General features: G+C 35.3%; 13 protein-coding genes. 3 read left to right on the top strand and 10 right to left on the bottom strand.

Annotation, left to right across the window (positions count from 1 at the left end; translation table 11 throughout):
- Positions 1-87: 87 nt before the first annotated feature.
- Entirely contained in the window at positions 88-5001 is a 4914-nt protein-coding gene (locus tag C1H87_RS06865) for a LamG-like jellyroll fold domain-containing protein (protein WP_102755101.1), read from the top strand.
- Positions 5002-5028: 27 nt separating this feature from the next.
- Here the strand turns inward: C1H87_RS06865 and C1H87_RS06860 are convergent, their stop codons facing one another.
- The 10 genes from C1H87_RS06860 to pruA form a co-directional block, all read right to left on the bottom strand.
- Complete coding sequence (locus tag C1H87_RS06860) at positions 5029-6276, bottom strand: RNA polymerase sigma factor (RefSeq protein WP_102755100.1); 1248 nt, start codon at positions 6274-6276, stop codon at positions 5029-5031.
- Positions 6276-6611 carry a YciI family protein gene (locus C1H87_RS06855; RefSeq protein ID WP_233783378.1) on the bottom strand — a complete coding sequence of 112 codons (336 nt, stop codon included), beginning with the start codon at positions 6609-6611 and terminating at the stop codon, positions 6276-6278. The genes C1H87_RS06860 and C1H87_RS06855 overlap by 1 nt, the downstream gene beginning before the upstream one ends.
- Before the next feature lie 167 nt (positions 6612-6778).
- Positions 6779-7477: an STING domain-containing protein gene (locus C1H87_RS06850; RefSeq protein WP_102755098.1), complete on the bottom strand. Its 699-nt coding sequence runs from the start codon at positions 7475-7477 to the stop codon at positions 6779-6781.
- A gap of 1 nt (position 7478) precedes the next feature.
- A complete protein-coding gene (locus tag C1H87_RS06845) occupies positions 7479-8174 on the bottom strand; it encodes a deaminase (protein WP_102755097.1) in 696 nt (231 codons plus the stop codon).
- Positions 8175-8504: 330 nt separating this feature from the next.
- Positions 8505-11291, bottom strand: coding sequence for an NPCBM/NEW2 domain-containing protein (locus tag C1H87_RS06840; RefSeq protein ID WP_102755096.1), 2787 nt, complete (start codon positions 11289-11291; stop codon positions 8505-8507).
- Positions 11292-11293: 2 nt separating this feature from the next.
- On the bottom strand, positions 11294-11632 hold the full coding sequence (locus C1H87_RS06835) for a hypothetical protein (RefSeq protein ID WP_102755095.1): 339 nt from the start codon (positions 11630-11632) through the stop codon (positions 11294-11296).
- Positions 11633-11702: 70 nt separating this feature from the next.
- Positions 11703-13415, bottom strand: coding sequence for a family 43 glycosylhydrolase (locus tag C1H87_RS06830; protein WP_102755094.1), 1713 nt, complete (start codon positions 13413-13415; stop codon positions 11703-11705).
- A 36-nt stretch (positions 13416-13451) separates the two neighbouring features.
- Complete coding sequence (locus C1H87_RS06825; protein WP_102755093.1) at positions 13452-14954, bottom strand: alpha-L-fucosidase; 1503 nt, start codon at positions 14952-14954, stop codon at positions 13452-13454.
- A gap of 371 nt (positions 14955-15325) precedes the next feature.
- A complete protein-coding gene (locus tag C1H87_RS06820; RefSeq protein WP_102755092.1) occupies positions 15326-19363 on the bottom strand; it encodes a hybrid sensor histidine kinase/response regulator transcription factor in 4038 nt (1345 codons plus the stop codon).
- 496 nt (positions 19364-19859) lie between these two features.
- On the bottom strand, positions 19860-21488 hold the full coding sequence (gene pruA, locus C1H87_RS06815; RefSeq protein WP_102755091.1) for an L-glutamate gamma-semialdehyde dehydrogenase: 1629 nt from the start codon (positions 21486-21488) through the stop codon (positions 19860-19862).
- A 151-nt stretch (positions 21489-21639) separates the two neighbouring features.
- On the opposite strand from pruA, the gene C1H87_RS06810 reads away from it, so the two are divergent.
- A complete protein-coding gene (locus tag C1H87_RS06810; protein ID WP_102755090.1) occupies positions 21640-22365 on the top strand; it encodes an NRDE family protein in 726 nt (241 codons plus the stop codon).
- Entirely contained in the window at positions 22358-23356 is a 999-nt protein-coding gene (locus C1H87_RS06805) for a DUF6695 family protein (RefSeq protein ID WP_102755089.1), read from the top strand. The genes C1H87_RS06810 and C1H87_RS06805 overlap by 8 nt, the downstream gene beginning before the upstream one ends.
- Positions 23357-23410: the final 54 nt, after the last annotated feature.

Below are 23410 nucleotides of genomic sequence, written 5' to 3'. Positions count from 1 at the left end.
TTTATTTGTTTTTAATCGAAGAAATCTTACTTTTGTCGAGTAATTGCGCATTTTATCGACAAAGTATAACTCTCAACTCTCTAAGGGATGACAAAAAATCAAATCTGTGGATTGGCTTTTTTAAAGCCAAAGTTACTCGTATTGTTTAGTTTCTACTGTTTTATTAGTAATGCTCAAATCATTCAAGTTGAAATCGTTGGAGGCTCAGTAGTGTCTCAAGGATCGACGGTTACCATTAATGTCGGAAATAGTCTCGATTTTAGAATTACAAACATTGATGGTAGTAATTGTAAAAAGTTAAAAATTAGGGGTGTAAGTGTCTCTAATACAACAGACTTTGCGGTTGACCCAGTTGATCCTAGAAAGAATATAAAATACGACACGTGTCCCGGTAATAAAAAATACCTTGATTTTGAAATAGAAAATATAAGTCCAAGTTGCACTACAACCAGTACCTTGGTAACAATAGAGATTAAAGACCAATCGGATTTTACCTTTACATTACAGGTAAATTCTGCGCCGGAAATATATGTTATAGGGGGAAACCCATATGCAGATATATATCATGGAGATACAACAACTTCAGATACTAACGGAACTTATTTTGGCGTGGTAGATGAGGGAGCTTCGGTGACAAGAACCTACGTTATATCTAACATTGGTAGTTGCGATTTAACAGTTTCTTCAATTACGAGTTCTAATGGTGATTATGTCATTACAACAACGCCGTTTCCAATACCTTATAGTATGGTGCCTTATGCGCCAATGGTATTTAGTGTAACATTTACAGCGCCAGTTGGGGGTACGGGTATTCAAAGCTCAACCATTAGTATAGGTAATACAGATAATACAACATTTACTTTTGTTGTTGAAGCAGAAATGTTTAACGAAAACATTCCGGGGCCAGGTGGGGTTACTGCAGATTTTAGACTGTGGTTAAAATCTACCAGAGGTATTGTGGAATCGTCATCTAAAGTATCAGAATGGCAAGATTTAGGAACCAATGGTAAAGATGCTATTCAGCCAGTAGGAGCAAACCAACCCACTTATTTAGATACGGCTGCAGATAATATAAACTTTAATCCAGTTATTAAGTTCGAGAATGATGGTGCCTCTACCGAAGAATATTTATATAACACTTCTAATGGTTTTTATAGTCAGGATATTTTTGTGGTTATGATTCCAGATGCTACTATGACCAGTGCTTCTATCAGAAATACCATTTTTGCAGGAACATCATCGGGAAACGCAGGGGATATGACTGGTATTGGATTCGGAGATTATTCAACCGAATTTGCCAACGAAACTTTGTCGTACAATCAAGATGTACCGGGAGGAGGAAGTTATAACGGCGAGGCAGAGATTAGTAGCTCATATTCTGGAGTCGGCATCATAAATGTTAGAAATAATGTTTCCGCTACAGGTCAGGATATTTTATATAATTCCAATGTGTTAACCACTTCCACGGTAGATGATGTTGCTTTTGCAAATGTTGGGACAGCTGGACCACCTGTAGTTGGAACCGAATATTGGATTGGTAGAAATTTTGATGTACAAGGAAGCTTAAACGGTAGGATTGCTGAAATTTTTACGTTTGCAGAACGCGTAACAGACAACGATAGACAAAAAATAGAATCTTATTTGGCCATTAAGTATGGCATTACGCTTGGTGCGTCAACCGAAGTTCAAAAAGACTATATTAATTCATTCGATACCAAAGTGTGGGATGTTGTAGCAAATGCTGGTTACAATTATGATGTAGCCGGTATTGGTAGGGATTCTATATCCGATTTAAACCAAAAGCAATCAAAGACATTAAATACTTTAAATGATGTTAGTATCGGTTTAGGAGGCATTTTTACAACCAATAGTGCAAATACTAATGAATTTGAAAAAGATGGCGATTTTCTGGTATGGGGAAATAATAATGGTCCTTTTTCAGGTTCTAGTACAAATACTGTAACCATTGCTTCTGGAATTACCACATCTTTAACACGTATAGACAGAAAATGGAAAATTGTAGAATCGAATGAGGCTATTAATGGCGATGTGGAAATTGTATATATTTCTGTTCCTACGGCAGCCTTTAGCGGTTTTTCAAAAACAGCTACCGAAGAGTATGCCTTAATTGTTGCCGACAATCCTAATTTTGCAGATGGCGATATTATTGATGTAATACCGTTAAGGTCTGATGGCGGTTCTAACCTGCTAACCTGGTACGATTTTGATGGTACCAAATATTTCACCTTTGGTAAGGTGTCTAATTTGGTAGAGGATCACTCTGTGAGCATTGCTTCCGGTGATTATCTGGTCGGGGAATATAGCCTTAATTTGAATGTGGATTCTTTTTCAATTTCTGCATGGATTAAATGTGCTGCAAATGCCAGTAACCGTACTGTTATGGCTAAGGGTGAAAAACTACAGATTAGGCTTAATACTTCCGGGAATATTGAGGTGTTTATAGACGATGCCGTTACGCCTAAGTTTACTTCCAACATGGATGTTGATGATGGTAAATGGCATCATACGGCTTTTATATACGATAGTGGAACTATTCTAATGTATATAGACGGGGTTTTAGATAAATCTGTACAGGATGTTGTGCACCCTTCACCAAACTTTAATAATTATGCCATTGGAGCTGTTTATATTGATAAGGATAATGTTATTAATCCGCTTTTGGGAGATATTGATGAGGTTTATGTGTGGGATTTGGCGCTTTCACAGGATCAGGTGCGTTATTTAATGAATCAGGAGTTAGAGCGATTCGATATTAGCGGAACAGATTATGTTAATGGAAAGATAATGCCACAGGCAGCGACGAGCAATGAGATTACTACCATACCATGGAGTAGTTTAAGGGTATATTATGATTTTAATTCCTTTTATGGTTCTACCGTTGAAGGGTTAACAGACGATCGTTTCTTCTTACGTTTAAAATATTTAAACAAAACGAAATCTATCGTTGGTACGCAAAGTACACCATTGCCTTATGTTTCTGCAGCAAACGGCGCTTGGGATACACCTACAACTTGGAGCAATAGCGGAGATGTGATGGTTCCGAATTCTTTAAGTTTAGATGGCACTACGATTATAGATTGGAATATTGTTGAAACGTCTCATGATATCACTTCAGGAGATAGAGATATTTCCCTTTTAGGCTTAATACAAACGGGAGGGACTATAACTATTGCAGATCCTGGCGAAACCCAGAATGAGACAAACTCTGGGCAAGCGCTAACCATTTCACACTATTTAGAGTTAGATGGCGTAATAGATTTGGTAGGAGAATCGCAGCTGGTGCAAACAGAAGGTAGTATTATAGATGCTGATAGTGGCGGATACATAGAACGGGATCAACAAGGAACAGCCAATGGATATAATTATAATTATTGGTCGTCGTCTGTAGGTCCTATTACAGGTAATACAGCAACCAGAGGTACAGGGGTGTCTAGTACAAATAGTAACCATACCATATCTGGAGTTTTAAACGATGGAACAAATTCTGGACTTTACCAAAGTCTTACGTATAGTTCAGACCCTGATGGAAGTGGTTCGGTTCCACCACCAGGCGTAGCCAGAACCATTAGTACGTTTTGGTTGTACAAATTTTATGGAGCAGTAGATAACTACAATGCATGGACAAAAATAGATGAAACGTCATCTTTACTAGCAGGAGAGGGGTTTACGATGAAAGGAACATCTGGATCGGTTGCACTAACGACGCAACAAAATTATGTGTTTAAAGGCTTGCCTAATAATGGCGATATTACTTTAGAATTAAATAAGATATCTGGTACAGACGATGTAGAGCGTTTAATAGGAAATCCATATCCATCGGCAATTGATGCCACCGAATTTATTTTAGATAATTTAAGTATTGCAGATGGAGGGAATAATGCAACGGGAACTATTTTTAATGGTGCTCTGTATTTTTGGGATCATTTTGGAGAGGAGAACTCACATGATTTAAAAGACTATGTTGGGGGCTATGCTACGCGAAACTTAACAGGAGGCGCGGCAGCTATTTCTAATCATGCATTAATTAATAACGCATCAAATGGAGGTAATCCAGCTACAGGTACAAAAGTACCTGGGCCATATATATCTGTAAACCAAGGATTCTTTGTTTCAACTAAAATTGAAGGTTTTAATAATGATAATAATCCAGTGGCTCCAATCGCTACCGTAGATGGGGGCGATATAGTATTTAAGAATAGTCAACGTGTTTTCATTACAGAAGCAGTGAGTAGTAACTCTTTATTTTTTAAATCTAATAAAAATAAAAGGGTTAGCAGTGTAAAAAGCAATAATGTAGAAGTAGCACCAACCATACGATTAATGTATGTTTCTCCCTTGGGCTATTATAGACAAATTGTTTTAGGTGCTAACCCTAATGCTTCTGATGATTTTGATTTGGGGTACGATGCTTTTATGATAGATGTTAGTGAAGAGGATATGTATTGGGTTTTTAACGAAAGTAAGTTTGTAATTCAAGGTTCTAATAGTTTAAACGAAACCAAAGAATTTCAACTCGGTTTAATCGTTAAAGAGCCTGGTTTGATAACCATTAAAATTGATGCTATAGAAAATTTAGATCCTAATGTGCCGCTGTATATTAAAGATAAGCTAACAGGTGAGATTTTTAAAATCAATAACGCGTCATTTGAGGTGTATTTAGATGCTGGAGAATATAATGATAGGTTTGCTTTGGTTTTTCAAAATAATTCTGAGCAATTGTCTGCAGATGATATAGAAGAGCATGTTAAAGGTTTGGTTATTCGTTATGATTCGAAAACCTCAGAAATTAAAGTGGTTAATAAAAACAATGCATTTGTTTCTAAGGTGTCGTTATACAATATTCTCGGGCAGAATATAAAAACGCTTAAAACGAATACCGATAAAGATATTTCAATATCAATAGCTGAGGCTCATGGTTCTTATATTGTTAGGTTGGATACTGAAAATGGTATAAAGAATAAAAAGATTATAATAGAATAGCAGAGTAAATTTATTAATCAAGAAGGGTTAATTCTTAGTTGATATTAACTTTGATTTCTTTTTTTTTAAATAGCTTTTTTCAAATTTATTATTGACCACATTTATAGCGTTGTCAATATGTTTAATAGCTTCGTGAAAGTTGTTTGTGGCGGCGTGGTAATCTGATAACGTTCCATAATACAAATAGGCTCTTTGAGCAAAATCATCTGGTTTAATTTGGTCAAGATATGTTTTACTCTTTTTGGCATCTTTGTTTTGCAAACAAACAACAGCCATGGTTAACAAATGGGTTGGCATGGGTTGTATAGCATTAATGCATTCGTACCAATGGAGTATTTTATCCCAATTGGTATCTTCAAAACGTCGCGCATACAGGTGTTCGGCAGCAATAGCAGCTTCGTAATGGTAACACGAAAATGTTGGAGTGTCTACGGCTTTTTCCATCATGGTATGACCAAGTTTTATTAAGGGAAAATGCCATTGACTCCTGTCTTGGTTTTTTAAATCCAGAAGCTCATTTTTAGCATTGGTTTTGGCTTCAATACGCGCAGAATGAAAACACATTAGGGCAAAAAGAGCATAGGCTTCTGGTGTTCGGGTATGTTTGTTTTTTAGAAGTATTTTGCACAAGCGCATAGCTTCTCCGCATAATTCTTTTCGTATAAGGGTTTCTTCTTTGTTGGAATGAAACCCTTCATTAAAGATAAGGTAGAGTACTTCCATAACACTTTCTAGTCGCTGAGGTAGTAATTCTCCTTGTGGGATTTGAAACTTTAATTGGGATTTTTGTATAGCCTTACGAGCTCGGGTAAGTCTTTTTTTTATGCTATCTTCTTTGGTTAGTAGAGCAGAGGAGATTTCTTTAATACTGAATCCAGAAACTGTTTTTAGCGCAAAGGAAATACGATCCCTGGGATCTAGTTTTGGATGACAAGCGGTGAAGATCATACGAAGCTGAGCATCTTCAATTTCGGTGTCTAAAAAGAGTTCGTTTATAGCTATGGCGTTGGAGCCGTATGCAATATTGGGAAGGTGTTTTTTTTCGGTGTTTAGTTTCCTGAAAATGTCTAAAACTCTATTTTTAGCAGCTTGAGTTAACCAGGCTTCGGGGTTATCTGGTTGTTTGGTACGCCATGAAATGCTTGCCTTTATAAAAGTGTCTTGAACAGCATCTTCAATAATTTCAAGGTGGGCAAGTCCAAAGATTCGGGTTAGAACAGAGACCATTTTTCCGCTGTGGTAGCGGAATAAATGGTCTATAAGTTTTGATTCCATTAACGATCAAATACCATGATTTCACGAATCTCAACAGTACCTCCAAGATCATAATCTGGAAAATCTTCGGCAATTTTTTGAACAGCGTCAAAATCGGTCGTTTCAACTATGTAATACCCGCCAACAATTTCTTTAACTTCAGCAGAAGTCAGATCGGTTACCGTTCTATTGGCACCTACGACACGACGGATAGCAGGGGTTAAAGCGTTTCCTCCGCGAAGGATGCCTGCTTTTTCCATTTTATCGTTCCAGCTAAACCATTTCCCCATTCTGTTTTGAAGTTCTTCTGGTGATAAGCCAAGATCTGTGTAATCTGCGCCGATGAAAATCATCATAAATTCTTTCATAATTGTTCTATTTTTAATTGTTTATACTGTTAAGACGTTTGCTAAATTAGAAAAGGGGACATTCTTTTCAAATTTAACAAAAATTCCTGCGAAGGCAGGAATCTCTTATAATGATTTACGATAGAAAATAGTTTTTTGAAATGTTTGTTTAACGCTTATGTATTGTTCTGCATAATATTATTCAAATTCTGAATGGGAACGAATTCTATTTTATTTATTGGCACTCCAAAATCATCTCTTTTTATTAGTTTGATAATTGCTTTTTGGAAGTTCTCCATCTCATCTTTTTCGGCTTTCTTCCATTCAGGCGTATCAAATATATCTTCATCTTGAGTAAATTTACCTTTGGCAATAATTTCTTTAAATTCTTCTTCACTTAAAAGATGCATCCTTACAGCTTTTAAAGGTTTAGGAAAATCAATTATAACCAATTTTCCAGTCTCATCCAATAAATAATTTATTCCTATATTCCTCTCATTATCTAATCTTACTATATCTGCCTTTGGATAAGAATACATGAAATTAATTGCCTCATCGATAGAGTCTTGTTCTAAATTCCTTGGCATTACTACTCTTAATGTTACGTCTTTGGTTTTAAATTCTCGTACTTGATCTATTTCCTTACCATCCTTTTTGTATAGCTCTACTTTAAGTCTGGCCAACCTTAAAATCAAAAAAATATCTTTGGCAAAATTGTAATAGTATCCAAGAGCAACTCCAGTTGAAGCTATATGACGTACTTCATCTTCTAATTCTTTATTTTTCCGCTTCTCTTTGATATACTTGTATAAAGCAATGATGGCAGTAGTTATACCAATAATACCAGATATCAAATCTATGTGTTCAGCAATCATATTAGATTGATTCTGGAAGAGAGTTATAAAATTTAATAGCATTTTCATATTTGGTTTTATTTTCAGGAAACTTACATTTAAAATTTATGAATTGATTAAATGCATCATCATATATAGTTTTTGCCTTATAAGTAGACAGGAATTTTGTAATTATGGGTTTGTTCCCTGCGTTAGTGTATTGTTTGTATTCAGCATCTAACCGTGTAGAAATTGAAGAAGGGCTAATTTCCGATATTACCGTTCTTGGGTAAGGAGGGTATCCACCACATTCTCTGGTGTCAATAGACAAGCGCTCTAATGCTTTAGAATAAAAATAATCCATTTGGCCGTTTACTGTACGATACACGTTAGTCATTGTCATCATACCTGCGCACATTGCACAGGGCTCAAGTGTTGGATACATTGTATATCCTTTGAGTGAATATAGTTCATCTTTATCTAAGTATCTTGAGATTAATCTCATCTCTCCATGTTGAGTGCTGTTTTCAGTTTTATTAACTGAGTTTATATCCCAATCAACAATATTTTTATTTTCATCAACTAAAATTACACCTACATTATAGCCTCGTCCATTTCGATCATCATTTTCCCAGAACTTTTGTACGATTGAATAACTTAGCAATGAGTGTATCTCATCAAGTTCAATTGACTCACTGGTTTTTGAAATTTTTATTTTTGATTCCTTTTTATCACTCATATTTTTCTTATTTCCTTGCGTACATGCAACCAATTGAAAAATGACAGTTAGACATGTTATTACTTTAAAATTATTTATAATATTTTTTTTTGGCTCATCAGGATTTTGGCTTTATTGTAATGATTTTAACGAAGTTCGTTAATTTTTCTGACAAAGTCAATAGTCTCAATCACAAAAGTTTATAAAACAAAAAAGAGACTGTCTTAGCTTTTTAGACAGCCTCTTTTGTATGTTAATTAGGTTTCCCGATTAGGAGATTCCTGCCTTACTGAAATACTGAATCAAGTTCAGCACAGGCAAGTTCAGCACAAATCGCAGGAATTCAAAACATCATTCTTCTGAAATTTCCAAACGAGCTTCTCCCCATACAGCATGGTCGCCCCAAACATTATCTCTTCCGTCTGTAACGATTAATATTAATTCATCGTATCCTGAAACATCCAACTGAACTGTTTCGAAGGCTCCTCCTTTGGTCATTCTTTTTGATTTAAACAGTTCTTTTGTTTTACCATCTTTTTTGCCTTTAACAATAAAATCAACACTTCCGTTTTTAGATACTTTATCAATTCCAAAATCTGATTTAAAAACAATATTCTTATTAATAAATGATAGGTCGTATACTAACTCTGAGTATTTGTTTTTAACGGTAGGACATGCCATGACGCTATGTAAATACGCTCTTCCTCCTAGATAGACCCTGTTTGAAAATGCATAATTGTGATTCAATTTAATACCCTTATGCGCAATAATTGATGTAGGGTATAATTCATCTAGAAAGATAGTGCCCTGTGGATCTTCACATTGCTTTATTTTTACATTTGAAGCCAATGAATCTGGTATTCCTTTTTGATAAATTCTAGCTTTAATCGTTGCTGGTTTATCCATAACCACTGCCTTGCTATATTTTTTTGAAGATCGGGTAGGTTCACTTCCGTCGGTTGTATAATAAATTTCAAAATCGCCATGACCTTCCAGTATTTTAGCTGGACCTATTTCAAAAGGGTGCCCAGGGAAAAGGCGTTGTGTTTTCATGTAAAAAACAGGCGATATTAAACGGCTTGCTTTGTTTTTTAGTCCTATTTTTTCAATAGGTACAATTTGCATTCCCGGAACTTTATCTCTTAAAGCTTGCCAATCACTTATTCTAAAATCTAATTCTTTTCCGTTTTCAAATAATGGGTCATCGATAGACGTAACATAATTTCGTTCCTCAATGTGACTGTTTTTAGCATAAGGCACATCGAATATTCGATATAGCCATGGGTATGTTGAAAGATATGGTTCTTCAAGAATATTGACAGCATTGAATAAGCGATTTTCCATAAAATCCGAATCGAAAAAATCATTCCATCTGGACTGATTCCAAAGCTGATAACCAACAGGCATACTACAATCAACAACAATATTATTTGTAAATTCATTGTTCTGACCGCCATGGTATTTAGTAGCTCCGCTTGACTGAATGTCGTAAAAAATATTGCCATGTACTTTAAGTCCACTGGCGCCGTCGTCGAAAAATACACCTTCATAATCGTGATTTCCATAGATGTTATGGAAGAAGTTCCAGCGAATTTCGGTTCCTGTTTGCGAAGGATCACGACCAGTATAAATGGCACCAGCATCGCTACTATTATAAACAGAATGATGTATTTCGTTGTATTCGATGGTATGGTTGTTTCCCCAAAACATGATGGCTGAATGTGGATTAAAACTCAAATCGCAATTAGAAACACGATTCCCAACGCCATCAATGTGTACATTGGAAAACATTTGTTCGTATACTCGGGCAACATGATGAATATTACAATTTTCAACAAAATTACCTGCAGGTGTTAAGGTTTTTCTATCACCACCACCAAGCAATACACCATAAGCAGCTATATCATATATTTCGCAATTTCGTAAACCGTTATTTTTACCACCATTGCGGTTCCAGCCAGTACGTTCGTAAAGCCCAGTATTTCCACCACCGTATCCAATACCGATGATTTCATAGCCTTTTTGACCTTCGCCTATATTTACTGCTGCTGAGCCCATGGCACGAACAATACAGTTGTCGATAATGTTGTTTGAACCTCCAATTATATTTATTCCAACACTACGGCCTTCTTGAAAAATAATGCCTTCAATAGTAACATGATGTGTATTATCTAAAACGAGCAAAGGTTTTTCTGTTATTGATACAGAGGTTGTCGCCTTTTTAAGTGGGGCAGGAGGCCAGAAATACAATACACCATGGTTTCGATCGATGTAATATTCACCTGGTGAATCCAGTTCTGCAATGGCATTAACAACGTAGAAATATTTATTCGATTTTAAACCATAATAAGAACACCCTACTGTAAGTTCAGATGCTTTTGTGTCTACATCTAGAAGAGGCATTCTTCTATCTGCCCAATCCCATGCCCAAACACCGTGTAACCAGACATCTTCGTTTAGCACCCATTTTTTAATGCGATTATTTTTGAAAATAAACTTTGCAGGTGTCCCAGAAGTGTCACCAAACCTAGGTTTAGCTCCTTCCTGGGTCATTTTGCCATATTTCGCCATACCTGTATATGGGGCTTCTGCATTATAATTTGGCCATCTGGCTAATGTGGCTCGAGAATTATTGAAAAAAAGTTCCATCTCCATTGGTAAAACATTTTTACTAAAGCCACGTCCTTTGAGTGTTCCAAAATCGGTAATCCCCAAATCTTTAAGATCAATTTGGTAAATGTTTGTTCTTACTGATGGTTCTAGAATTTTATGAACAGTACCTCTTTTTAATTTTTTCCATGCCGATACAGGAAGTGCTTTACCTCCAGCTATAATGACTTTTTGAGGATTAACTGCTTTTATAACAATAGGAATGGAAGTTGATACATCTTGTTTAAGATGAATCATTTTGTTTGCTTCATATCTTCCATCTTCTATTCGAATAAATACGGTATCAACATTCTTAACGTTTTGAGCTAATTCCCATGCCTTTTCAATGGTTGCAACAGGTGATTGTTTAGTTCCTGTGTGTTTGTCATTTCCTTCTAAAGACACAAATATTTCTTGTGCAAATAAGTTGCTTACATTAACAAGTAAAATGACTATAGCTAGAAATATTCGTTTACTTCTTTCGTACATAATTATTGTTTAATGCGTTTTCCACCTGAGATAGTGGCTTTTATCTTTCTTGATGATTTTAACGTTAAGTGCGCTTCTTTGCCAGTAAACAAGGTACTGTCAAAGACCAGCTCTTCACTGATTTTATAATCACCTTTGGTAAATAACACCTTAACTTCGTCGTAAGTATTTCTACTAAAAGCTTTCGTTATCAGTTCACGTGCTCCAGCTACACTTTTTATGGGTGATAATTCAGTTCCATTATTAGCATCATTGCCTTTGGGAGACAAGTACACTCCTAAACTCTGGGCACTTGTCCACATGGAAATTAATGACAAGGCAACAATAAGTATTTGTTTCATTTTACTATTTATTTGGAAGTTCTTATGTAATAATTGTCTAATTCAAAAAAACACAATAAGTTTAAACTAATTAATCACTAGATTCATTAAAAGGCTCTATATCAAAGAAGTATTCTTCACTTGCATTCAAACAGTTTAATTGATAGGATGTGGTATCAAAAACCATTACATTGTTATATAATTTGTCGGGTGACAAACCAAATTTAATATGATAGCCAATGGCATTTTCAGATTTTGTCCAGCTTAATTTAACACTGCACTTATCTTCCTTATCCCTCGAACTAACAATCTTTGATGGCCCAGGATGATCTTCATTTCCATCACCAAAAACGCGTAAGCCAGAAATAGCAAAGCTACCACCCGGAACTTCCTTGTTATTTACTCGAATATAACGACAAGAAACGGGTGCATTAAGCTGAAAGTAATTGTGCGTATTATCGGTTTCACTTTTAGATTGGTCCACTAAGGATTGCCATGCTTTGCCATCGCTTGAATAATCAATTGAATAACGGTGTTTTATCCCAGATACTCTTCCATATAGCTGTGCGTTATGCTCTGCAAAATTAAGCTGTATTGCTCTTACGAGGTATTCTTCGCCCAGATCGATTGATGCCCATTCCGAAGACTCTCCCGATTGTGCAGCCCAATACGTTCGAATGTTTTCATCCACCATGTTTTCGGCTACCTTTTCATCTAAGGACGAAGAAACTGTTACGTCCTTTTTATATGATAATAGCATCCATCCGGGATGGAAATCATCAGGTTTAGTAATCTTCTTTTGAGGCAAAAGCATCGGATAATCGCCAAACTTTGTGTTGCAATACATCACTCCCTCTTCATCGAAAAAAGTAGGATACATGACTAATCGACGTTCAAATGCTTGTTTGTCCCTAACTACACCCGATGTTATGTGCCAATAGTTTCCATACTTATCAGCAAAAGTACTCCCATGTCCTGCTCCGGGAATATAACCTCCGGGCTTAAACGAAATAGGATTATGAGCTTGTAATACAAATGGTCCTAAAGGATTATCGGCAACATATACTCCATCGGCATAAATTTTAAATTGAGTGCCGGGCGTAGCATATTGCAAATAATATTTTCCATTATGCTTATTCATAAAGGCTCCTTCATTATAGGTTCCACTGGAATCGTCTTCATTATTGTCTCCCCGTCTTTCCCAACCATTGTTAGTTCTATCTGGCTTGAATAAAGCTATAGGTTCACCAATGCATTTAAAATCATTCGCATAATCTAACTCAATTCCAAATATATAGGTATCAGAACCAGAGCCCCAGTACATATACAAACGTTTATCGTCATCCAGAAAGAAGTCAGGATCCCATCCACCACAACCTATGTCTTTAGCAGCTAATTCCCAATTACCAGACTGGGGATCAGTAGTCTTATGCAAAGTGTAATTTGATCTTGAAGAGCCCATGTAATAAATTGTATCGCCTATCGCAAAAACACCTGGTGCATATTTCTCAAGCGGCAAATCATCGGTTTCGATAAATGCCCACGTAGCTAAATCATCAGAAGACCAATAGCCACCCGATTTAGATGCAAAAAGATAGTATTGACCTTTAAAAGTTACAATAACCGGATCTGCAGCTTCTCGCCTAGAGGGATCCTTATCCTCCTGCCCCAAACAGAAACGATATGAAATATCTATGGGGTTACAAAAGGTCGTAGGGATACTTTCTATCTCTTTGGTTTGCATATTACAATTCATAAGGCAGCTTATGCATGCGACAGCCATTATTTTGAATAGATTACTCATATGTTTAAGTTTTTTCCGTTTCGCAATTGTATTTTATTACTCTAATTCAAACTTAAAAACCGTTACTAAATCGTTCATCTCCACGTTCGGCATTGTAATATAAAAGGTACTTGTTGTGGCTTCCCATTTAACTTCGGTATCAGAACCAAGCAAAGTTACTCGTTTGATAGGCGAAGTTGGATGATACTGGTGTATACCCAATGGATTGATACGAATGCGCTCTCCTTGTTTCGGTTTTCCTAAAAAAGATACATACAGGTTCTTACCATCCTTAGAGATGGTAAAACGAACGTCATCTTTTGTATACTTTATTTTAGCCGATTGCCCTCCATGGGAACCATCTCCGGTATTGGCATTGCCATAACCGTGAACAAAATATGGTCGGGTTTCATATACCGATTCACCATAGGTTTCCAGCCATTGGCCAATTTCAAGTAGCACTTTCTTTTGTTCATCAGGAATCACACCATCTGCGCGAGGTGATATGTTTAATAATACAATACCATTCTTACTCCAAACATCAACCATATTTCGAAGAACCAAAGCAGCATCTTTATATTCCAATCCTTCGGTATAACACCAAGAGCCATGGCTTAAGGTAATATCCGTCATCCAAGGCATGGGGTGAGTTTCTCGACGACCACCTTGTTCAAAATCCAACACACTTAAAGACATAGGCATATCATTTTGCTTATGACAGATGACCACCTCTTTATTGTTTTTTATACCACTGTTAAAAAAGTTTGCAGCCATCTCCTGTCGGTACTTTTCAGGAATCATATTAAGCCAGGCATCATACCAGATAATATCTGGAGAATAACCATCAACGACTTCATTAACTGTATTTAACCAAAAATCATGAAAATCATCCATTGATTCAAAGTTTCCATACAGCAAGCTTAACTCAGGGTCCGTTGAAGAAGTGGGAAGGTCGGGATGATAAGGGTAATGACTGTTATATCCAGATCTCCAATCTTCTGTTCCCCAATTTTCTGGTGTATCGGCGTTACGTTGCCCATAGCGAGCATGATGAAAAGTAGCTATGGTTTTAATTTTACGCTTTTTTAGTTCGCTAAAGATCTCTCCCATTATATCGCGTTGTGGCCCCTTATCCTTCACATTCCAAGGCGAAACCTTGCTGTGCCACATGGCGAAACCATCACTATGCATTGCTACTGGACCGGCAAAACGAGCACCTGCATTATAAAACAGCTCTGCCCATTCTTCAGGATTAAATTTTTCGGCTTTAAACATGGGTACAAATTTGTCGTAACCAAATTCTTTAGGATCTCCATAAGTAGCTAAATGATGATTGTACACCTTATTGCCTTTCATAAACATATTTCGTGGATACCACTCATTATCAAACGCAGGGACAGAATAAGGCCCCCAATGGAAATAAATACCCAATTTGGCATCCTGAAACCATTCTGGTGCTGCCTTATGCGTCGCCAACGATTCCCAATCAGGTTTATACTCATTTTGCGCAAATGCTTGATTTATTACAAATAGCAACATTAAACTTACTAAAGCTTTCATTATATATATATATATTAGTTATTAGACTTAATTTAGATGATTTTGATTTTATAAATGAGAGTTCTTGAATTTTATTTAAAAATAATCTTTGATAAAGGTAGTCTTCGGTATTTATTTAAGTTGTGCCACAAGCTTTTTTTATCATTATTCTTTCTCTTATTTTTATCTCAATAAAACATTCTTCTCTATCGGAGAAATATTTATTCATATTGGCAAATGAGAATAAAGATCCCCCAAGCCAGTACTATAGGACAAAGTACTTGATTTGTGTTGAATTATGAGGGGGATAAAAAGTCAAAAAAGGTCGACTAATAGTTGTTTCGGAACAATTGAGCTATAATTGGAGTGCATTGCATTTAAACTGGGATGTATTATTGTAGGGTGTTATATTTTGAAGGAGAAACACCCATAATTTTTTTGAAGCATCTACTAAAATATTTTTCATCATTAAACCCGACCATGGTACTCACTTCTCTCACGGTTAGATTTTTATCCTGCTTAATAATCTGAACAGCTCTTCTAATTCTAAATTCACGAATAAATTCATTTGCAGCAAGACCAGTTGTTTCTATCAATTTGTTGTATACACTAGCATGACTCATAAACAAATCCTTTTCCAGGTCTTTTGCTTTAAATGTTGCATTATCTAAATTTTTTTCTAATATTTCCTGTATATTAAGCATAAATCGTTCGTTGCTCGTTGTAATCTTTTTATTTTTAGGGAGCACTTTCACCATTTGTTTGGTTACCTCCAATAACGAGCGTCGTTTGTATATAACATTAGTAATTTTAGTTTCAAGGATATCGTAATTAAAAGGTTTGCTTATATAATCATCAGCACCTTTTATTAAGCCTTTTAATTTAAACTCATCTGAATTCCACGCACTAAGAAAGAAAAACGGAATATGGCTTAAATTATCATCTTTTTTTAAGGCATTGCAAAACTCAATACCATCCATTACAGGCATAATATTATCACTTAAAATCAAATCAGGCTTTTGAGTCTTAACAATACTTAAAGCTTCTGCACCGTTTGTTGCTTTTAATACCTTGAATTTTTTGGATAAATGTGAAACGAGATAATTTCTCAACTCATCCTCGTCCTCAACGACTAGAATGGAGGGGGCATTTGATGCCAATTTTACTGATTCCTCATTTTCGTTCAGATTTTTAATTGATTTAGTCGATGGTTTTTCGATTGCACCAGTTTCGCTGTAACTGTAAGCGTCTTTTGTGATTGGTAATTGAATAATAAACGAAGTGCCCTGACCTTCTTCAGTTTCTACACGTATTGTTCCATGGTGAAGGTTAACCAATCGTTTAACAAAGTTTAAGCCCACGCCAACACCCATTGGGTAATTTTGAGCAGATTTTTCGTCTGAGTAAAAGTATTCGAAAATGACCTGTTTCTTTTCAGGTGGCAACCCATTTCCATTATCCGATATAGATATTTCTATTCCCTTATTGAAATTTATTGGAGAAATATGCACCTGAACTATTCCATTGGTTTGAGTAAATTTAAAGGCATTCGACAACAAATTATACATGATCTTTTCCAGCTTATCGGCATCAACCCAACCCGTAAACTCTTTATCAAGAGATGATTCAAGCTTATAATCGACACCATTATTTAGTGCCAATTGTTCGAAACTAGAATAAATATTATAAACCTCTTGTTCGATGTTTTTTTCAGTAACCATCAAGTTGATGGCATCATTTTCCAACTTTTGAAAATCTAGTATTTGATTCACAAGACGCATTAACCGTTCGGAATTCCCTTTAATTAGTTTTAAATATTCGAGGCTTTTATTTTTGTAATTTTCTTTAAGCAATTGATTAATTGGATCGGTAATAAGAGAAAGTGGCGTGCGCAATTCATGAGAAATATAAGTGAAAAATTTCATGCGTAAACGGGTAAACTCTTTTTGTTGCTCATATTCCAGTTTCTTTATCCGTATCTCATTTTTCTGATTGATACTTATTACCGTATACCGTTGATAAAATTTCATTAATACGACTACCAGTAGCAAAATCATTACATAAAAATACCAGGTCATATAAAAAGGAGCAGCTATATTCACTTTAACACTTATCTCATTCTGATAACCTTTTTGATGATCTGCTTGAACTTTTCTCACCTTTAGAACATATGCTCCGGGATCCATATTTGTAAATCCAATTCTGGTAGCTGAGCCAATGTCTTTCCAATGACTCATATAATTTTCTAATTTATATTCGTAATTACCCAATCTTTGGTTTGTAAAATTGATGTCGATAAACTCGAACGCAAAATCGTTTTGCGCATATTTTAAGTCAAGTTCTTTTGTTGTGCTAATGTGTTGCTTTAGTGGTGAGTTCTTGCCATGGTCAACGGTTATTCCGTCGATTTCAAACTTTTTAAACCGAAGCTTCGAATTTATGGCTCTTTTACCAAGGTTATTGGGGTGGAATACAAGTAAGCCTTCGTTACTGCCAAATGCGAGTGAGCCATCGGGTAAGCATTCCGATGAATTTGAATAAAACTCAACAAATGGTAACCCTTCGGATAGGCCATAATTGGTAAAGGTATTATTACTACTATTAAAGTGACTTAAGCCTTTATCTGTACTAATCCAATAACTATGTTTACCGTATTTTTCTATCGACATTATATTGTTACTGGGTAACCCATCTTTACTAGTAAAAACTGAGTACTCTTTGGTTGAAATATCAAAACAGCCTAAGCCACGTTTCTGAATAGCAAACCAAACTTTACCATCTTCACCTAATGTTATAGAAGACAATGGTTCTCGATAAAAATGATTGTAATCAAAGGTTTGAACGGATTTGGATTCAGGATTATAAGTGCTTATGTTGTAGATTTCACATAAAAATACGATGGTATCGTTATACGGCAATACATCTCGGGTATTTGCCCTGGTTACCCGCTTCCAAATTTTTGATTTATTATCCAATATGTTAAGACCATTGTCTGTTGCTGCATAAACCCTTCCTTTCTTATCTTTGGCTAATGCAGATATGTTATTGCTGCTTATACTTCCATGCTTGCTAGGAGAAAAATAGTGATGTTCAAATTTCTGTGTAAGTGTGTTAAATTCATTTAGTCCTCCAGAGAAGGTGGCCATCCATATATTATTGTTAGCTTCGGTAAAAGAAGTTATCACATCGTGGCTCAAACTTGTGGAGTCTTCTGAATCATGATGGTAAGAGGTGTACCTTTTTGTTTGGCTATCATAAAGGGTAACACCTCCTAAGGTACCGATCCATAAATTTTGACTAGAATCAACAAATAAACTACGAATATTGTTTTCACAAATACCAGAATCATTACTTGGTTTGTGTTTAAAATGTTTAAATACATTTTGATTAGAATTACTATAAATGACACCGCCCGAAGTTAAGCCTAACCATAAAATATCTTCGTAATCCTGCAATACCGTGTATATTGAGTTACTTGTTTTATCACTAAAATTAAATGCTTCATATTTTTCTTTATGAAATACTTCAGAATCAGGATCGAATATTGCAAACCCACCTCCATTTGTTCCAATTAGTAACTTTCCGTTCTTTAAACATTGAATTTTGCGAACTTCATTATGAGGAATATGACTATTGTTTGTTAAAAAATGAGAAAACGTATTATTCTTTAAATCAAACTTTATTAGGCCACTAAACTCAGTGCCAATCCAGATGGTTCCCTTTAAATCGGTTACAATGTCATAAACCTTATTATTCTGTGCTAATGGAGGATTATCTTCCTTATTTAAGAAGCGCCGAAACGCGGTTCTTTTTGAATTTAACAGATTAAGCCCATTGCTTGTTCCCACCCATAGTTGGTTATTGCTTTTGTGAATTGAAAGAACACGTCTGTTACTCAAAGAATTAGGGTTGTTGTCTTCAGGAGCAAAACTTAATGATATTGATTTATGATCGATATTAAATAATTTAAGACCATGGTCTGTTCCTAGCCAGATTTGAGATTCATTTTCAGGCTCTAAACAATATATACTTGCTCCAATTTTTGAAGCATTAATCGAAGGAAAATATTCAACAGTTTCTGTATTCGGATAATAACAAAAAAGCCCCTCTAGAGTAGCTATCCAAATTCTTCCCAAACGATCTTCGTAAAGGTCATATATGTGCAGATTTGAAAGGTTTTTTACAGTGTCAATTTCCTTAGAAATAATATCAATGTTTTTTCCATCAAAACGATTTAGGCCAGATTCGGTGCCAATCCAAACAAAGCCTGTTTTATCTTTAAGTATACAGTTAACCGAGTTATTCGAAAGACCGTTTTTAGTTGTTAATTTTTGAAAATCGTTAACCTCTCCTGTAATATATTGTGCATAACAACTGGGCTTCGGGAGTGCAAAAAATATTATAAATATCATTAAGCCCAATAGTTTCATAAGTTGATGTTTTTATAGAAAAAATTCATTTGACTTATACCAAAGTTATAAGCTTAAATTCGGATTAATATTGATAACAATTCTATTTGCTTTTTTCTAAGTTAAATGAGTAAGTTTTAATATTAGGTCAATGCCTTTAAGTGTTGTTTTCTCCTAAAAGTATTTACATTTCAAATGTACTTCTAACTCAAACTTAAAAGTGGTAGCAATATCATCCATTTCTACATTGGGTATAATTATTATACTTTTTGTTAGTTTGATGAAATTATACTTTTGATACTTCAAGTTGGGAGATATATATATCTTTTTACGTGTATATATTGTTCATTGATTAAGTATGAGTTCCGTAGTATTTACTTTTCTTACTTTAGATGAAAAAGTTCCCTACTTGCTTAGATTGCTTTAATAATATAATACAAAAAAGGCTGTCTTAATTTTAAGACAGCCTCTTTATATGTAATAGGTTTTTATTATGAAAATCCTGTATAAATAGGACTTATTCTCCTAAAAACGGATAGCGGTAATCAACAGGAGTCACAAAAGTTTCCTTGATCATTCTAGGAGATACCCAACGTAATAAGTTTTGAGCACTTCCTGCTTTATCATTAGTTCCAGAAGCTCTGGCACCACCAAAAGGTTGTTGACCTACCACAGCGCCAGTTGGTTTATCGTTAATATAGAAATTTCCAGCTGCATTTTGTAAAGCTTCGGTAGCTTGAGTCACCGCATATCTATCTTTAGATAATATAGCTCCAGTTAAAGCATATTCACTGGTTTCATCTACTAATTTTAAAGTGTCTGCGTAAGCCTCATCTTCATATACATAAATAGTGATTACAGGACCGAATAATTCCGTACACATGGTGGTGTATTTAGGGTCTTTAGTAACTATAACAGTAGGTTCTATAAAATACCCTTTGCTTTTGTCGTAATTTCCACCAGCAATAATATCTGCATTGCTGTCAGCTTTTGCTTGGTCAATATATTTGGCTAGCTTATCGAAAGAGCCTTCATGAATCACAGCAGTTACAAAGTTATTCATGTCTTCCGGAGAACCCATTTTAATAGATTTTAAATCTTCAATAACCATGCTTTTTACATCACTCCATAAGCTTTTTGGAATATAAGCTCTTGAGGCCGCACTACATTTTTGTCCTTGAAATTCGAAAGCACCACGTACAATAGCGGTAGCCACTTGTTTTGCATTTGCTGATTTATGAGCAACAATAAAATCCTTGCCACCAGTTTCTCCAACAATTCTTGGGTATGTTTTATAGTTGTGGATGTTATTTCCTATTTGCTTCCAAAGTTCCTTAAATATGAATGTAGAACCCGTAAAGTGTAAACCAGAAAAATCTGGACTTGCCATAACGGTATTGGTTATCATTACCGGATCCCCAAAAACGACATTAATAACTCCCGGAGGTACACCAGCTTCTTCAAAAACATCCATAATCACTTTAGCTGAATATACTTGACTATCACTAGGTTTCCAAACCACAACATTACCCATTAATGCCATACAAGCTGGTAAGTTCCCTGCAATAGCTGTAAAGTTAAAAGGCGTTACCGCATAAGTAAATCCTTCAAGAGGTCTGTACTCAATTCTATTCCAGGCATCACTTGTACTTTCTGGTTGCTCCATATAAATGTCAGTCATAAACTGTACATTGAAACGTAAAAAATCTATAAATTCACAAGCAGCGTCAATTTCTGCTTGATGAATTGTTTTTGATTGCGCAATCATGGTAGCGGCGTTTATTTTTGCTCTGTATGGCCCCGCGATTAACTCAGCGGCCTTTAAGAAAATGCCGGCACGTTGTTCCCATGGCATTTGAGACCATTCTTTTCTTGCTTCTAAAGCGGTAGAAATAGCTTCATCGATATGAGATTTCTCGGCTAGATGGTAAGTACCAACAATATGTTTGTGGTCGTGTGGAGGCGACATAGTTCTGGTATTTCCTGTTTCTATGTTCTTTCCGTTTATATATAATGGAACGTCAATTTTACTGTTGAACATTTCTTTGTACGTTTTTAGTACAGCTTCTCTTTCCGGAGATCCAGGAGCATAACTTTTAACAGGTTCGTTTACAGCTATTGGCACATTAAAAAAGCCTTTTCCCATGATTTTTTGATTTTATATTATTGATTTTTCATTAAATGCGGTGCAAATTTACGAATATTTTAATGATTGCCGTCGTTGCTAAGGTTTAAAAACAAGTTAAAATTTATTTATTTTTTGTAAGTTGCCTAACCGTATTTAGACTACAAGTTTTATGTGTACAGTAACTATTATACCCAAGCCTAATAATGGATTTGTTTTAACGTCCAATAGGGATGAAGCGCCCAATAGGGTGTCTTTAGAACCAGATTTTTATACGATTGATGGTGTTAAGACGTTATTTCCTAAAGATAAGCTATCTGGTGGCACGTGGATTGGTTTGAGTGAAAAAAACAGAGTGGTTTGTGTGTTAAACGGAGGATTTGGACTGCATGAGCGTAAACCAAGTTACAGGAAGAGTAGAGGAGTGGTTGCTAAAGACTTTATGGTTGCCAATGTTATAGAAACCACGATTGAAGCTTATAACTTGAAAGATATAGAACCATTTACTATAGTTATTATAGATTGGAACACTGGTTTGAAATTTTATGAATTAGTTTGGAATGGTGAAGACAAATATTTTAGTAAATTGCCTAATGAGCCAAAAATTTGGTCTTCTTCAACATTGTATTCAGAAGCAATGAAAAAAGAACGGTTAAATTGGTTTGAGTCTTTTAAAAATGAAAATGAATTAGATGAAGCCTCTGTGCTAAAGTTTCATAAAACGGCTGGAGGAAACAATGAAGACTTTGGTGTTATAATGGATCGGTATTTTGTTAAAACAACCAGTATTACACAAGTAGTAAAAGAAACAGATGTTGTGAGTATGTACCATGAAAATCTTCAAAATAAAACAATTACAACTAAAACGTTCAATTTTCCACAAGTTGTAAATGGGTAATACAGGTATTATTTTAACATTGGCATATCCAGATACTATTGTTATGGTTTCTGAAGAATGGTACTCACCGTATTTAAGATTTCTTGGTGTTGGTAAAAAAGATTATGTGAGGGCTGGCCATGCTGCTTTGGTATTGATCGATAAAAAAACGGGTATTTTAGAGTATCATGATTTCGGACGTTATATTACTCCGGAGCCAAATGGAAGAGTGAGAGGTAAGGATACCGATAATGAATTGGATTTCCCAATAAAAGCAGTCATTGAAAATGATACGATTAAAAACTTAAGCGAAATTTTAGAATTTTTAGGAACCCATCCTAAATTAACGCATGGTGAAGGCAAGTTGGTAGCCTCAGTTTGTAGTTCAGTTAATTACAAAAGAGCTAGAACGCACATTACAGGAATGCAAAAAAAGGAATTTATCTATTACGCAGCTTTTAAAAAAGATGCGTGTAATTGTGCTCGTTTTGTAACCGATACTTTAATAGCTTCTGTAACCAATATAGAGCTTAAAAGGAAGTTGGAAAACTCCAAATGGTTTACACCTAGTACCGTTGGTAATGTACTTTTGGCAAATACTGAAAAACAGGTTTTTGAAGTTTCTGAGACCGGAGTTATTTCGGGATTTACAGGCTCGCAAAAAAGTGAAAACATACGATGTTTTTTAGATAGGTTAAACGAGCATGAACCTTCTTTTATTGGTACATTAAAACCTAGACCGGTTGACGGTTTACACGAAAAAGCGCAATGGCTATCTGGTATAGCTGCAGGTGCGTGGTTTGAGTTGCATGCAACAGATAATATTTTAGAATATATTTTTAGAAGGATCTCACCTTATGGAAATGTTGATATTCATGAAACATTTATAATTGAAGATACATCGTTTAAGTATCATGAAGATTTTGAATTTGTTCACTATTCAAATTGTAAATTTTTTCATGTAAAACAAAACGAGAAGATTTTTAGGTTTGAATGTGAACGCAGGCTTTAATGTTTTCGTTATTCTGAATAACGCTATAAGCGCGACGTAAGAATGTATTATTTA

Origin of the sequence: Flavivirga eckloniae (assembly GCF_002886045.1) — a bacterium.
In the GTDB taxonomy this organism is placed as follows: domain Bacteria; phylum Bacteroidota; class Bacteroidia; order Flavobacteriales; family Flavobacteriaceae; genus Flavivirga; species Flavivirga eckloniae.
The sequence above is the reverse complement of the archived record's forward strand: the minus strand, read 5'-3'. Positions and strand labels throughout refer to the sequence as shown.

Bases quoted from the DNA above. Each gene is read 5' to 3' on its own strand.
- C1H87_RS06865 (WP_102755101.1), top strand. From the start codon at position 88: ATGACAAAAAATCAAATCTGTGGATTGGCTTTTTTAAAGCCAAAGTTA.
- C1H87_RS06860 (WP_102755100.1), bottom strand. From the start codon at position 6,276: ATGGAATCAAAACTTATAGACCATTTATTCCGCTACCACAGCGGAAAA.
- C1H87_RS06850 (WP_102755098.1), bottom strand. From the start codon at position 7,477: ATGATTGCTGAACACATAGATTTGATATCTGGTATTATTGGTATAACT.
- C1H87_RS06830 (WP_102755094.1), bottom strand. From the start codon at position 13,415: ATGAGTAATCTATTCAAAATAATGGCTGTCGCATGCATAAGCTGCCTT.
- C1H87_RS06825 (WP_102755093.1), bottom strand. From the start codon at position 14,954: ATGAAAGCTTTAGTAAGTTTAATGTTGCTATTTGTAATAAATCAAGCA.
- C1H87_RS06845 (WP_102755097.1), bottom strand. From the start codon at position 8,174: ATGAGTGATAAAAAGGAATCAAAAATAAAAATTTCAAAAACCAGTGAG.
- C1H87_RS06810 (WP_102755090.1), top strand. From the start codon at position 21,640: ATGTGTACAGTAACTATTATACCCAAGCCTAATAATGGATTTGTTTTA.
- C1H87_RS06835 (WP_102755095.1), bottom strand. From the start codon at position 11,632: ATGAAACAAATACTTATTGTTGCCTTGTCATTAATTTCCATGTGGACA.
- pruA (WP_102755091.1), bottom strand. From the start codon at position 21,488: ATGGGAAAAGGCTTTTTTAATGTGCCAATAGCTGTAAACGAACCTGTT.
- C1H87_RS06855 (WP_233783378.1), bottom strand. From the start codon at position 6,611: ATGATGATTTTCATCGGCGCAGATTACACAGATCTTGGCTTATCACCA.
- C1H87_RS06820 (WP_102755092.1), bottom strand. From the start codon at position 19,363: ATGAAACTATTGGGCTTAATGATATTTATAATATTTTTTGCACTCCCG.
- C1H87_RS06805 (WP_102755089.1), top strand. From the start codon at position 22,358: ATGGGTAATACAGGTATTATTTTAACATTGGCATATCCAGATACTATT.
- C1H87_RS06840 (WP_102755096.1), bottom strand. From the start codon at position 11,291: ATGTACGAAAGAAGTAAACGAATATTTCTAGCTATAGTCATTTTACTT.